This window comes from Lysobacter korlensis (genome assembly GCF_042434515.1).
Genome location: NZ_JBHLTG010000009.1, coordinates 90,525 through 103,766, shown reverse-complemented (window position 1 = coordinate 103,766; position 13,242 = coordinate 90,525). Strand labels below are relative to the sequence as shown.

The window sequence follows — 13,242 nt, the reverse complement described above, 5'->3', positions numbered from 1 at the left end:
GTGCCCTTGCACGCCGGTGTCCCCAGTTCGGGGGACTTCCGGCGTCGTGCTGCCAGTGGAATTGTTGTTCGACTGCTCACATGGCTCAGGCGTGTAAAGCAGCGACCACATTCCGGGAAAGGCTCGACTCGTTGCGGACTCGTCCTGGTCGGGCGTGCGCATCTGAACATGAGCTTTCGGGGAAGAGCTTGCCTGCCGACGGGCGGGTCGCCTGATGGGGTTCTGGGCGCGCGACCGCATGGACCTGCTCGGGCTGCCGGAACCGATCTTGCCTGAGCTGCCGCAGTCGCGGCCGGAATTTCCGTGCATGCACTGCGGACTCGTCTTCGAGTCGCAGGCCGAGCTGGCCGTGCATCGGTTCTACGGGCATTTCTCCGAGCGGCCCATCATCCTCGTCCGAGGTCGGGAGGTCGGCACCTCGCGCTTGATCGTCACCACGGTCACTGATCCCGAAGACTGGGTCTTCCACAAGATCGATATCGTCGAGCTCAACGGTGAGCTTCTCCCGCCCGAGCATGCGTCCGCGCTACTCGCGAGGCGTCCCACGGGTGTCGTGGACATCATTGCGCGGGGGAGTGGGCACGAACGGTTCGCGCAGGTCGAGTTCGCGCTGCCAACCGAGCACGACCTCGACGGGGTGGACGCCGCACTCCAACACCTCGTCAGCGGTCACGAACTGAGTCGCCGCGCGATCGTCGACTTCGTCGAGCGAGGCAGATCGAATAAGACCGCCGCGCGCTACCTTGACGGCCTCGCGAGCTACCTGTTCGGTGTCCTCGCTAGGGAGAACCTCGCGGACGCCGAACCGAGCAACACGGACGCGCTGGCTGAGCAATATACGGCACGATACGACACCGCCGTGACTGAGCTCGGCAGATACGACCGACCCGCTGCAGAGACGATCTGCGCCCTCGTCGCTTTCCATTACAACCAGTTCGATCAAGCCATGCGGAGGACTCGCAGCCCGCTCGTCTCAGCTGTCGCCCTACGAATGCAGAAGCTCCTAGCTAGCGCTACGGATGTCGATCTCGGCGACCTAACGCAACTAGGCCTCGCGGGCCTGGAATTGGCTCTCAGCGATTCCGCGACTGAACGTGTCCTTCTCGCGTCGGCTGCAACGATCGAAGGAAGTTGGGACGCGCACGTGGAAGCCGACTTCGCCGCCCTCGGTGGGGAGCGCCCCTATGACGAGCTCAAGCTCCGGGTGGTAGCGGCAGAGCACTACCTTGCTGTGGAAGATCACGCCGCGGCGCGCGCCGCGGCAGAACCACTCCGCCATGAGCGGAAGACGGAGGATTGGTACATGCAGTTTCGCAAACGAATGGATGCCCAGCTGTGACTGACCAGCAGTCGAGCGAGACATCGACGGACGACCCGAACGCTTCAGCGGACACCGCGGGAGCGCCTTCAAGCAATAGGGCGCCAGGCGCCGCACGACGCAAGCGGAACCGACGGAAGGCCGGTTCGACACCCGCGGACCGGGCTTCTATTGGAGCTCCAGAACATCCGGGTGCTGTCGTCGAGGACAGCGCCGGCGCCACGAGCGGGCCGAATCATGAGGATGAGCCGCTGGGTGATCACACGGTCCTGGCGACTCCCACTTCGGCCAACCCGTCCGTGGCCGAGTTCGACCTCGGCGCAGCTTCGAGCAATCAACCGAGCGACGACACTCCTACGAGCGAGCGCGGTAAGCAAGCGAAGGTCCCGCTTGCCAAGCCGGAGCCGAAAACTCAACTTGAGCTGTGGTCTTTGGCGTACGCCAGGCCGGACCGACAGCTTTCACTGAAGAAGGAAACGGTCGAGGCTATCGAACCGGAGGACGGTGAACTGGAAGCGGTTCGCCAACTCATCGATACCCGTCACCAGAATGACCCGGCGGTCTGGGTACCGGCCCGGATCCTGGTCGCCTTAGGTGAGGGTAAGGCAAGAAGGGAAGTCTGGCAGCGGGCTGCAGAGCTAAGCGTCTACGCCCTCTCCCGATACGCGGGTGTAGGCGAGCTGGTCGACTGGCCGATGCCGGCCACCTCCGTCGCCCAGAGCGGCGAGATGGTGTTCGTCAGGGCAGAGCAGCATGCAAGGCTACGCAAGCTCAACGACGACCGGGCCAAGGTTGCCGCGCAAAACGTCGTCCGTGCGTACGCGCTCCTTCAGGTGTTCGCGCGTAACTGGGACGCGACCAAACTCGCACTTGAGATGGCTGGACGCGTGTGGCGACCGACACAATCGCAGCAACAGTCCCACTTCGCCCAGGCGGCTGCGCTGATCGGAGTCTCGGTGGGGGAGCCGCTCGGGATTCTGGTCCAAGTCTTCGGCGAGGAGGTCCGGACTCAGAGACGCGAGCTGGCTCGGGCCCAGGCCGAGGCGCACAGGCGCGCGGATGAGGCGCAGAAGCTTGGACGGTCACTGGAAACGGCGGAGTGGCGTGCTCAGCAGGCCGAAGATCGCGCCACCGAGCACGAGGCACGGATCACCGAACTCGAACGCCAGCTCGACGGTGAGCGTCAGAGGGGCTCCATCGATCGGAGCCATCTCGCTGATGATTTCGAGACGCTCCGTGGAGAGGTCCTGCGTCGCCTGTCCAGCCAAGTCGATCTGCTGACCGACGGCCTGCACGCGTTGAAGGCCGGGCACTCGCCAATCGCCGAAGAGTATGTCGACCGTGCGCTGCGAGCGATTACCGGCGAGGTGGCTCGCCTTCGTGAAGTTGGAAAGGGTGAACAATGACTGTCGGCTTTGACTTCGGGACGACGAACAGCCTTGTTTCGGTCGTCTCCGGCGACCGCGTGATCGATCTTCTGGGTGAAGGCAACCTGCCGTACCCCTCCGTCGTGCGGTACGAAGGCGAGGCGGTCATCGTCGGTCACGAGGCGAGGGAGGCGCTTGATACCGCAGGCCTCGGCGTGCACGGGAATACCGTTCGCTCCCCGAAGTTCTTCCTCGGGGAGGAGTTCATCGACGTCGCAGGAGTGGACAAGAGTCCGGTCGACATCGTCGCGGATATCGTTCGGTATGTCCGCGCTGAGTCGCTCCGCAACAGTCGTCGAGTCGACTTGCGGGGACTCGATAACGCGGTCGTCACCATCCCGGTGACCATGAATGGCCCGCGGAGAGCCGCGCTCCGTCAGGCGTTCGGCCAGGCAGGTATCGGCGTCTCGCAATTCGTACACGAACCGTTTGCAGCGCTCTATGGCTACATTCGTGGTTCAAGTGACGTCGGCGATATCCTCCGCGACCTCCGGGGTCGCACGGTCCTCGTTGTCGACTGGGGTGGAGGCACCCTGGACCTCACGCTCTGCACTGTGGGTCGCGATCGGGTGCTACAAATCGCGAGCGGGGGCACGGCCACCGTCGGTGGTGATCACTTCGATGAGGCGATCCGGAACGCGGTAGAACAGCGGTTCGCTGCGGAAACCGACTTGGCGGCTGATGACCGGCCGTCGAAAGCGGCGCGTCTTCGTGCGCTGAAGCGCGCCGAGGACAACAAGAAGGAGCTCTCGAGTCAGCCGAAGGCCAGTTTCTACCAGCCCGGGTACTTCGGGGCGAGCGGAACGGACCTGGTCTACGCGTTAACCCGCACTGAGCTTGAGTCCATCACACGTCCGCTGATCGATGAGGCGATGCTCGAGATCGACTCGCTGCTCGAACGCAGCGGCACCGGGGCGGCGCAGGTATCCAGGTGCATTGTCGTCGGCGGCATGGCGGCGATGCCTGCAATTCGCGGTCGACTCATCGAGAAGTTCGGTCATGTGCGAGTGGAGGTGCCGGAGAACAGTGCGACTCTCGTCTCTCAGGGGGCCGCGTGGATAGCCCACGACCGTCAAGATCTCGTGCTGGCCAAGCCGATCGAGCTGGAACTCGCGCGCGGTGACTACCTGCCCCTTTTGAAGGCCGGCACACCGATGCCGTCGCATGGACAAGTGCGTGCTGAACGTTTCAGTCTCTACTGTGCGGATCCGACCGACGGAAAGGCCAAGTTCCCGGTCGTATCGCCGAAGCATCTCGTCGATTTCCCACAGTCGACGACGCAGCGCGAGACCCTGGGCATGCTCACGCTCGACGTCGATACGAAAGCACGTCCCCTCCTAGAACGACTCCATCTGGACGTAGAGATCGATGAAAATCTGATCCTCGAGGTCCGCGCGGAGTCGACCCAGGCCGGAACCATGGAGAGGGGTCGGTTCTTCGACCTGGAGTTCGGACTGGCGCTGCCGAGCGGCGACGGGGCTGCTTCTGTGGATGCGGACGTGCTTGACCAACGAGTCGAGGAGAGCACGGGCCTCACGATTCGGGCCAACGTCACCTCGATCGAGGGAAAGTCCGCGGAACAGCAACAGGCGACGATCCCCGGCGACGTGCTCTACCGGTCGCGTCGTGAGGCCTTCTCACCACCGCCCATCAAGAACCGCGCGACCGAGTTGCAGCGGGTTGAACACCTCTACTACCAGCCGTGCGCGGTCTGCAAACGCGCATGGGGCGACCCAGACTGCACCTGCGCGGCGTAGTCGATGGCCTCTGCGCATGCCGTCGTCCGGGTGACCAGAGACGGAGCCCTGATAGATGACGCGCTCCGTCGTCCCATCCGTCTCACACCCGATGGCTACGCAGGAGTGGTCTACGACGGCGCGGTGTACCCACTCCGAGCCGATGACACCATCGACGTCAGTGGACCGTCGTGGGAAATCGAGGACGCCAAGCGCTTCCTTCTGAGCGGCGCAACAATTCCGTTCGCGCCAGGTGCCGGCGCCGCCGGCTCCAGTCCGTACCTGGGGGCCTCCGATAGCTGGACGCTCGAGGGAACCCAATTCGGCTACTACTTCCTCTTCGACGCGCCGGAACGTGTCGCTGTAGCGACCATCGACCGGCTATCCGCAGCAGGGGTTGCGGTTCAGCGGTGGGATGTCAGTCACCGGCCAGCCGCCGATGGGAGCTACTACGACTGGTTCGCGAGACTGCTCTCAGATACCACCCAAGAAGAACTCCGCTCGCAGATCTCCACAGCACTCACGGCGGCTGCACCGGCGCCGCCCACCGAAACTCCGGGCGCCGGTCTGGCTCAACTTCAGCTTCGGGTGGAGATGCTGGTGGCGGAGGTGGCAGAGCTCTACGCGGCCTTGGGGGTGGCCAATGCGCAGCGCGACTCCGCGGAGGCACGGGTCGCGACTGAGACTGAACGGTCCGCTCGACTGGAGGCGGACCTCGCGAGGAGCGCTGCGCTCTACAAGAACCTCCGGGATGAGCACGAAGCGCTTGTTTCACAGGCGGAAAGCGCCGAGGACGAGGCGCGGCTCCGGCTCGAGAAGGAAGCGCTGATCGAAATGGCGCTTGCTGAGAATGCGGACCTTTGGAGCCGACTCCAGGAGTTCGAGGAGGCGCAGAGAACCGGCGACGCCAAAGTGCTGATCCTTCGTGCCGAAATTGACGAGTTGAACGAGCGGCTCGAAGAACTAGGTGAGCAGGAGCGGAGACGGGCACGTGCCGTGCGTCCGACTGTTGGGCCTCAGCGCGGTGTGCCAGGCTTCATCGAACGGTCCTTCCAGCGCCTTGAGTTCGTCCTGGACAGCCTCGACGCCCTCGAGGACTTCTCGAATCCAGCGGCCGCGCTGCGGGTGCTCTTTCAAATCGACACCGGCGACATGGTCGGAAAGGACCTCGAAGGCATCCGCGGCTGGCGGGAAGTCTCGAAGGTGGCCACCGGCAACGCCGGCCAGGAGGACCTGGGCCGCATCTACTATCTGCCGGGCGGGCCCAGGGTGCTGGTGAGCGTCCACATCAAGCAGGACGACAAGCAGCAGCAGCGTCACATCGGTCGACTCGCGCGCCTCGCCTGAACCCGCATCTGTCACGCCGTGGGTGATGCCGCACTGGCAAAGCATCTGCGAGCAAACCCTCACGACGACCTGGTCAAGCTCGCATGTCGCGGCGTGACCTGTCGGCGCGACCGCGCTCGCAACTACACGACTGCCGCGACAAACGACCGCGGATGAGGATGCGTTCGCCGCGGCACTCTTGGAGCTAGTGCTTGTTACTGCTGTCTCCTCGCTTGGGCATCGGCTTCGGCAGGCCAGCAAGTCCCGCCTGAAGGTCCGCCGGCATGATCCGCCCGACCCGGCCGAGGTAGTGCCCGAGGAACTCCGACCCGCCGGTGTTCACCCAGCGGTGGCCGCTCTCGTCGTCGTGCCACCCCTTCCAGGAGTTCCACCCCCGGCCGTCCTTGTAGCCGGCGTCAACGGCGATTTGCACTACTTCCGTCCGTGTGGCCCCGCGCTGTTGGCGGATGTTGATCGCTGCGAGCTTCCCCCAGAGCAAAATCGAGCACCAATCCCGCTGCTCCCGCGAGCCGTCCACCAACGGCTTCACCGGCGGCGTGTCCTTCTCGGGATCGAATTCGTCTGGTCTAGCGGAGCCGCGGACGCGGGCCAGGATGTCATTGAGTCGAGCGGTGATGTGCCGATGCTCTTCGGCTAGCTTGGTGAGTTCCTGGACTAGGGCGTCGTCTGTGATCGCCATTTTGTTACCTCCGTTTGTTTCACCTTGTTGTTTATAAAACTACTTTAGCTGATGCCTTATCAAGAGGGGGAGGTTGATCGCTCGGCCCACTCGGAGATGGGTCGCTCACGGGCTGCCGTTGGGCCCCGTCGATCGGCGCGGGTCGTCCGCCGGCTGCGCAACTTAGATGGTGGTCGGGCCGTGCCTTCGTACGAGCTCGTCGGTGGGCTGCCGTACATTGCTCACATGAGGAGAAGTCGCAAGCTCGAGCAGCACATCGCCGTCTTCGGTGAGAGCGGAAGCGGCAAGACCGTCCTGTTGTCATCCTTCTACGGTGCCGCGCAGGAGCGTGGGAACATCGTGAACGCCGGATTCAACCTCGTAGCGGAGAATCCTTCCCAGGGCACCCACCTCTCGCAGAATTATCTGGGCATGAAGAGGTCGGGAAGGGTCCCCGAGCCGAACCGTTTCGCGGCGAAGTCATATGCCTTCTCGGTGAAGGTGAAGAGCCGCGCTCAGGGCAGGGCGGCCGATGATGGGCGATTCGACGCGCTTCGGATGGTATGGCATGACTACCCCGGTGAGTGGTTCGAGCACGACGTGAGTGGGGTTGACGAAGCGCAGCGCCGGGTCGATACCTTTCGGAACCTGCTGCAGTCAGACGTCGCCTTCCTGATGGTCGACGGTCAGCGTCTCCTCGACAACGACGGCGAGGAGGAGAGGTATCTCAAGTCACTGTTCACCAACTACTGCAACGGACTCTTGCTGCTTCGCGACGATCTCTTGATCGATGGCAAACCGCTTGACAGCTTTCCGCGCATTTGGATCGTGGCGCTTTCCAAGTCCGATCTCTTGCCGGACATGGACGTCGACGAATTCAAGGATCTGTTGCTGGAGAAGGCGGGAGACGACATCGAGAAGTTGCGGGACGTACTAGGTGGATTATTCGCTTCCGATGGCGCCTTGGCGGTTGGTGAAGATTTCGTCACCTTCTCGTCGGCGAAGTTCGAAGGCACCAAGATCGAGGTCTCCGAGCGTGTCGGGCTAAACCTCGTGCTTCCCTTTGCCTGCGTGTTCGCCTTCGAAAGACATCTACGGTGGCTCCAGGCGGGCCGTGTGAGTCGGAAGGTCGGCCTTCAGCTGCTGGAAAACGCCGAGGTGACGGCGGCTGCACTAGGCGTGTTCGGCAACTGGGTGGCCAAGGCCGTCGGTTCCAGTAACAAGGTCGCCGCCGCCGTGGGTTTGCTCCTGACCGCTGTGGGGCCCAGCCTCGCCCACCTCGCCAAGGATCTCCAAGTCAAGCTCGTCGACTTCGACACTCGAGCGAGTGCGAAGCGGGACGGACTGGCGGCGGTGTTAGCCGGATTCCGTCGCGACCTTGTGAGAGCCGAGGAGGAGCAGATCCTCTTCCAGAGCCTCTCGTGAGACTTATCTGGGCCACCCGTGGCAAGCGCTGGGGATTCCTGTTCCTCGATCGGGGAGGGTTCGCGGACCCGCTGCCGGAGTACGATTCCGCTTTCGCGGGACTCGAAGGTCAATCGCAAGTCTGCCTGCGAGTCGGTGACCGCGTAGCGCTGCGTTTCGCGGACCCGCTGGGGCGTAAGGACGCAGCAGGCAGGGTAATCCCTCACGACCTCGTCGTGTTCCCGCCTCTGGCCGACGAGATCCACTCGGTCGAAGACGGGCTCGAGTTGGTCTGGGCGCGGCCAGAAGTTGCTGAAAAATTTGCGCGAATCTGGGCGTCACCTGAGCCACCGCCGAACCGATGACCGGCGTGCGGCGGGGCGTCGGCTGACGGGCTTTGTAGCGCGAGTTCGCGTCAGAATTGGTCGCCTCTTCACAACCTCGCAAGGCTCGCGGGAGCTGTAGATCGGCACCGCTGGTGCAACCGGAGTGCGGCCCTCCGAAGATGTCTCCGGTCCCTGCGCAGAAGAATTCCCCGGTATCCCCGCTGACTTCCAGCGCCGTTCTCGTGCTGGGTCCTTTCTCGCGGCCCATGCGGGCCTCGTCGGATCAGCGCGACCCATCCTTGTGCCACCAGAGCCGCGCCGGCCTGCCGACCGTCCCGCCCTCGATCTCGCCGGTCGCCTCAACCTGCGGCTCCATGAGCCGACGAAAACTGTCGCGGTGCCAGTCGCGGCCCAGCACCCGCTCGTGGAGCTTCCGCAGCTGACGCAGGGTGAACGGACGCTCGAGAAAGCGAGCGGGGTCCGGCAGCCGCCGGTACTCGGCACGCAGTTCCTCGGCCGCGCGCTCGACGATGCGGTCGTGATCGTACGGAAGCGGCGGCAGCCCGCCGACCGGAGCGACCCGGGTTGTGCTCTCATCGAGCGTGAGCCGGGGCGGTGCCGCCGCGGCGATATGCGCCACCGACAGCACCCAGCCGCGGTCGTCGCGGTCCGGGTCGTCGAACACCTCAAGCAGTCGTGGCTGGAGGTCGACGATCCCGGCCTTGTCCCGCAGCGACCGGAGCGCTGCGTCTCGAAGCCGCTCATCCGGATGCAGGAACGTTCCGGGAAGGCGCCAGCCGTCGCCGTCCCGCACGAGCACCACGGACAATCTGCCGTCCGGCGGCACGGTCAGCACCGCGGTGTCAACGGCGACGGACGGGCGCGGGTAGTCCTCGAGTGTCCGGCCGGATGAGTCCCTGTACTGCGTCACGACTCCAGGTTAGCGCGGCTCTTGCCAAATGTCGGTGGCTGCCTCTATCGTTCGAATCGGGAAATAGCGCGCCCCCCGCGCTAACAAGGAGGCTTCGATGAACGGATACGCACCCCTTCACGTCGGACACGGCGTCTACCAGGACGGCCTGACCGTCTTCCCGATCTGGGGCGACGGTCCCTCGGCCAGCGGCTTCAGCTGGAACGCCGCAGACCTCCGGGTCACCGAGCGGGAGGACGGGCCGGCGGTGAGCGAGCTGCTCGTCCAGAACGGCAGCGCGAAGCCGCTCGTCGCGCTGGAGGGCGACCTCGTCGAGGGTGGCTGGCAGGACCGCATGGTGGCTCGCAGCCTCGTGCTGACGCCGCACGAACAGCGCCCGCTCGACGCCCTCTGCGTCGAGGCCCGCCGCTGGAACGGTGGGATGACGCACACCTCCCGCGGACGGCGAGCTGCCCCGAGCGTACGCCACGGCAACGTCGGCCGCCGCGCCGAGCACGACACGCAGAGCGAGGTGTGGGGTCGCATCCACCGCTACGAGGAGCAGCTCGGCGCGACCGCCAGCTCCTCGATGCTCGACCACCTTGACCGGTCGGGCGGCACACCGATTCGGCTCATCGACGGCCAGCGGGGCGTCGTGCTCGGCATCGGCGGCAAGATCCTCGGTGCCGAGATCTTCGGCAGCGCGGCCGCCCTGAAGACCCGCTGGCAGGGCATCCTCGACGGCGCACTGCTGGACGCCCGGCTGGCCCCTCCGGTGCGTACCGAGTCGCGGCTTGCCCGCCGGTTCATCCGGAACCTCGGTGCGATGCCCCTCGTATTGGAGCGAGAGGCTGGCATCGCGCACCAGGTAGGTTCGCGGAACGAGCAGCTCACCGTGTCCGGAATCGCGCTGGGCACTCCTTACGACACCGCCGTGGCGGAGCTGTTCGCCGAAGTCGACGCGCTGCTGCACCTGGCGGCGTTCAACGAAGAGCACCCCTTGCTGGAGATGGCATGACCGCACCGGAACATGCGCGACGTTTCTTCCTGCACGTCACCGAGCCCGAATATCGGCTTCTGGCCGGGTACGCGATCGTTCCGCACGGGGCATTCAGCGTGAACTACGAGTGGAGCGGCGACGGCTGGCATCTCATGGGAGGAGATTTGCCGGACGACGACCGAGCCGACCGAGCGCTGCTCGAGTACGACGAGCGCACCTTCGCCGAACTCTATCCGCGGGTCGTCGAAGCCCTTCCGCTGCTCGCAGCGGTGCCGGTGGTTCCCGCAGCCCCCGAGGCGGAGCACGTTTGGACCGTCGAAGAGTTCCAGAACGCAGTGCTGGCAATGACATACGAGGAAGGGGTCACGATGGACAGGGACGAAGCGGTTGCGCAGGCGATCCGCGCCGAAGCGATCTCCCGGATGGCGCATCGCAAGCAGACCGACAAGCTCGGCGACCCCTACATCGAGCACCCGCGACGCATCGCGGCGACGTTCGATCCGGTCACCCAGCCGGTGGAGCACTGCGCCGCCTGGCTGCACGACGTGCTGGAAGACACGAGCCTCAGCCGGAAGGACCTGCTCGCCGCCGGCATAGCGCCGGAGATTGTCGAGGTGGTGCGGCTGCTGACCCGGCCGAGATCGAAGAAGAAGGTGGCGAGGTACTACGAGCGGATCCGCCAGCACCCCGCCGCGCGTGCCGTGAAGCTCGCCGACATCGACGACAACACGCTCGAGTGGCGGACCGCTCGCCTAGACCCCGAGTCGCGCGAGCGGCTCGCGAAGAAGTATCACGATGCCCGGCTTTCGCTTGGCGCAGAGGAGGACGCATGACCAAGAGGCTCACCACCGCACAGAAGGACCGCGCCGCCGGCACGCTACTGGCGCTCGCCGCAGGCGACGCCCTCGGCGCAGGGTACGAATTTCAGCCCCCGTTGCCCGAGCACGTCCCTGTTGTCATGAAGGGCGACGGACCCTTCGGATTCGAGCCGGGGGAGTGGACCGACGACACGTCGATGGCCATCCCGCTCGCCCGCATCGCGGCCGAAGGGCGCCGCTTCGACGATCCCGCGGTGCTCGGCCGCGTCGTCGCGGAATGGAAGGAGTGGACGAAGAGCGCGAAGGACGTCGGCGTGCAAACCAGCGCGGTGCTTCGGCTCGTCCGCGAGGCGACCGAGGCCGAGGCGCTGGCCTCCGCAATGGCGGTTCACGCGGACACCGGCCGCTCCGGCGGCAACGGATCCCTGATGCGCACGGCCCCCATCGCGCTTGCCTACCTCGACGACTCCGAAGGGCTGGCCGTCGCAGCACGGCGGGTCAGCAGCCTGACGCACTACGAAGAGGATGCTGGCGACGCCTGCGTGCTCTGGTGCCTGGCGATCCGCCACGCTGTGCTGACCGGCGAGTTGGACCTCCACTCGCAGCTCGCGTCGCTGCCGGAGGACCGGCGGACGCTTTGGGCCGAGCGCGTCGACGAGGCGGAGGCGAAGCAGCCGTTCGAGTTTCCGAAGAACGGATGGGTGGTCCAGGCCCTGCAGGCGGCGTGGTCGGCGATCACCCACGGGGACGGTCTCGTCGACACGCTTGAGCGCGCGGTGCGATGCGGACACGACACCGACACGGTGGCCGCGATCGCGGGAGCGCTGGCCGGAGCTCGGTACGGCGCCTCCACCGTGCCCGCCAGATGGGTACGGATGCTCCACGGCTGGCCCGGCTACCGCGCTCGCGATCTCGTGCGGCTCGCGTCCCTGGCTGTCAACGGCGGCCGATCCGACTCCTCCGGGTGGCCGGAGGCCGCGCGCATCGAATACCGCGGCTACGGCGACGTGTCGGCGCTGGTGCAGCACCCGCACGACGACGGCGTGTGGATCGGCGCGGTCGGCTCGCTGGACGTCGCCGAGACGGACGCGGTCGTCTCGCTGTGCCGGGTCGGCGGCGAGCAGGCGCGCGTCGATCCGGACAACCACTTCGAGGCGTGGCTGATCGACGACCCGGACCCCGAGAAGAACAAGAACCTGCCGCTGGTCTTAGCCGATGCCGCCGATGCAATCGCCGCGTTCCGCGCCGAGGGGAAGACGGTGCTGCTGCACTGCGTGCAGGCGCAGAGCCGCACGCCTTCTGTCGCGGCCCTGTACGCGGCCCGCCACCGTGGCGTACCGTTCGAGGCGGCGCTCGCAGAAGTGATTGCGGCCCTCCCCGACGCGCGGCCCAAGAACTTCCTGGTCGAGGCGGCACGGAAGGTGGTGAGTGCGTGACCAAGCCGATCCTCTACATCGACATGGACAACACACTCGTCGACTTCAGTTCCGGCATCGATCGTCTGTCGTCGGCGAAGCTCGAGAAGTATGCGGGCAGCTACGACGACGCACCCGGGATCTTCGGCCTGATGAGGCCGATGCCGGACGCCGTCAAGGCAATTCACCGGCTCTCGAAGCGGTTCGAGGTGTACATCCTCTCCACTGCGCCGTGGGACAACCCGAGCGCCTGGCAGCAGAAGGTCGAGTGGGTCCGCGACACATTCGGCGCGGACGATGACTCGCCCGTCTACAAGCGGCTGATTCTGTCGCACCACAAGCAGTTGAACATGGGGGACTTTCTCGTCGACGACCGAGGGGAGCGCGGAGCGCGGGAGTTCTCTGGCGAGCGGATCTGGTTCTCCTCCAGCTCATTTCCCGACTGGTGGCACGTTGTCCGATACCTGGAGCGGCGCGTCGAAGGCGGACGGAGGAGGTCTTATGCACCGCCGCCCGACATCCCGCGGACCAGTCGCCGTTTCTACCGGCTTCCAGGCAGCAATGGCGACGCGAACGTGGTTCATGTCGCAGTCACGCTGGGCTCTCACCGCCACTTCTTCGAGTGGGGCAGTGACGGGCGGTGGAAGCCACTCACGGCCGCGGCATTTGCTCGCCAGCGAGATGCCTCGCCAGTGCCACTGAACGCTTTCGTCCCAGACGACGGGTCTGAACTACTTGCCGAGGTGCCGTACCCGCCGGTCGAGCCGACTTGCAAAGGAATGGGAGACGGCTGGACTGTCGTCGACGAAGCGGCGGTGTAGGACGCGGCATGCCGCACGGAGCCGGTCGCCCGGGCCGCGTCGGTGATCCGCAGTGGACAGCG

General features: G+C 65.5%; 11 protein-coding genes. 9 read left to right on the top strand and 2 right to left on the bottom strand.

Going from position 1 to position 13,242, the window contains the following annotated elements:
* The first annotated feature begins 214 nt into the window (after positions 1-214).
* The 4 genes from ACFFGH_RS28365 (at position 215) to ACFFGH_RS28350 (ending at position 5,828) form a co-directional block, all read left to right on the top strand.
* Positions 215-1,339 (top strand): hypothetical protein, encoded by a 1,125-nt coding sequence (locus ACFFGH_RS28365; protein WP_386674993.1) that lies wholly within the window; start codon positions 215-217, stop codon positions 1,337-1,339.
* Between the two features lie 278 nt (positions 1,340-1,617).
* The gene (locus tag ACFFGH_RS28360; protein ID WP_386674990.1) at positions 1,618-2,724 is read left to right on the top strand and encodes a hypothetical protein; all 1,107 of its coding nucleotides are present in this window, start codon (positions 1,618-1,620) and stop codon (positions 2,722-2,724) included.
* Positions 2,721-4,502: an Hsp70 family protein gene (locus ACFFGH_RS28355; RefSeq protein ID WP_386674987.1), complete on the top strand. Its 1,782-nt coding sequence runs from the start codon at positions 2,721-2,723 to the stop codon at positions 4,500-4,502. The genes ACFFGH_RS28360 and ACFFGH_RS28355 overlap by 4 nt, the downstream gene beginning before the upstream one ends.
* 105 nt (positions 4,503-4,607) lie before the next feature.
* Complete coding sequence (locus ACFFGH_RS28350; RefSeq protein WP_386674984.1) at positions 4,608-5,828, top strand: hypothetical protein; 1,221 nt, start codon at positions 4,608-4,610, stop codon at positions 5,826-5,828.
* Positions 5,829-6,012: 184 nt separating this feature from the next.
* Here ACFFGH_RS28350 and ACFFGH_RS28345 read toward each other — a convergent pair whose 3' ends face one another.
* Positions 6,013-6,507: a hypothetical protein gene (locus ACFFGH_RS28345; protein ID WP_386674981.1), complete on the bottom strand. Its 495-nt coding sequence runs from the start codon at positions 6,505-6,507 to the stop codon at positions 6,013-6,015.
* Between the two features lie 225 nt (positions 6,508-6,732).
* Between ACFFGH_RS28345 and ACFFGH_RS28340 the strand changes: the two genes are divergently transcribed.
* Positions 6,733-7,911 (top strand): hypothetical protein, encoded by a 1,179-nt coding sequence (locus tag ACFFGH_RS28340; RefSeq protein ID WP_386674978.1) that lies wholly within the window; start codon positions 6,733-6,735, stop codon positions 7,909-7,911.
* A 588-nt stretch (positions 7,912-8,499) separates the two neighbouring features.
* Here the strand turns inward: ACFFGH_RS28340 and ACFFGH_RS28335 are convergent.
* A complete protein-coding gene (locus ACFFGH_RS28335) occupies positions 8,500-9,147 on the bottom strand; it encodes an NUDIX hydrolase (RefSeq protein WP_386674975.1) in 648 nt (215 codons plus the stop codon).
* A gap of 97 nt (positions 9,148-9,244) precedes the next feature.
* On the opposite strand from ACFFGH_RS28335, the gene ACFFGH_RS28330 reads away from it, so the two are divergent.
* Genes ACFFGH_RS28330 through ACFFGH_RS28315 form a run of 4 tightly spaced genes read left to right on the top strand, consistent with a single transcriptional unit; the run spans position 9,245 to position 13,180 of the window.
* Positions 9,245-10,144, top strand: coding sequence for an ARPP-1 family domain-containing protein (locus tag ACFFGH_RS28330; RefSeq protein WP_386674972.1), 900 nt, complete (start codon positions 9,245-9,247; stop codon positions 10,142-10,144).
* Complete coding sequence (locus tag ACFFGH_RS28325; protein WP_386674969.1) at positions 10,141-10,959, top strand: hypothetical protein; 819 nt, start codon at positions 10,141-10,143, stop codon at positions 10,957-10,959. Before ACFFGH_RS28330 ends, ACFFGH_RS28325 begins: the two co-directional genes overlap by 4 nt.
* Positions 10,956-12,380, top strand: a complete 1,425-nt coding sequence (locus ACFFGH_RS28320) for an ADP-ribosylglycohydrolase family protein (protein ID WP_386674966.1) — start codon at positions 10,956-10,958, stop codon at positions 12,378-12,380. Before ACFFGH_RS28325 ends, ACFFGH_RS28320 begins: the two co-directional genes overlap by 4 nt.
* Positions 12,377-13,180 carry a 5' nucleotidase, NT5C type gene (locus tag ACFFGH_RS28315; protein WP_386674963.1) on the top strand — a complete coding sequence of 268 codons (804 nt, stop codon included), beginning with the start codon at positions 12,377-12,379 and terminating at the stop codon, positions 13,178-13,180. Before ACFFGH_RS28320 ends, ACFFGH_RS28315 begins: the two co-directional genes overlap by 4 nt.
* The last annotated feature ends 62 nt before the right edge of the window (positions 13,181-13,242 follow it).

Excerpts from the sequence above, each read along its gene's own strand:
- ACFFGH_RS28330 (WP_386674972.1), top strand. The coding sequence starts at position 9,245 with ATGAACGGATACGCACCCCTTCACGTCGGACACGGCGTCTACCAGGAC.
- ACFFGH_RS28325 (WP_386674969.1), top strand. The coding sequence starts at position 10,141 with ATGACCGCACCGGAACATGCGCGACGTTTCTTCCTGCACGTCACCGAG.
- ACFFGH_RS28320 (WP_386674966.1), top strand. The coding sequence starts at position 10,956 with ATGACCAAGAGGCTCACCACCGCACAGAAGGACCGCGCCGCCGGCACG.
- ACFFGH_RS28365 (WP_386674993.1), top strand. The coding sequence starts at position 215 with ATGGGGTTCTGGGCGCGCGACCGCATGGACCTGCTCGGGCTGCCGGAA.
- ACFFGH_RS28340 (WP_386674978.1), top strand. The coding sequence starts at position 6,733 with ATGAGGAGAAGTCGCAAGCTCGAGCAGCACATCGCCGTCTTCGGTGAG.
- ACFFGH_RS28345 (WP_386674981.1), bottom strand. The coding sequence starts at position 6,507 with ATGGCGATCACAGACGACGCCCTAGTCCAGGAACTCACCAAGCTAGCC.
- ACFFGH_RS28355 (WP_386674987.1), top strand. The coding sequence starts at position 2,721 with ATGACTGTCGGCTTTGACTTCGGGACGACGAACAGCCTTGTTTCGGTC.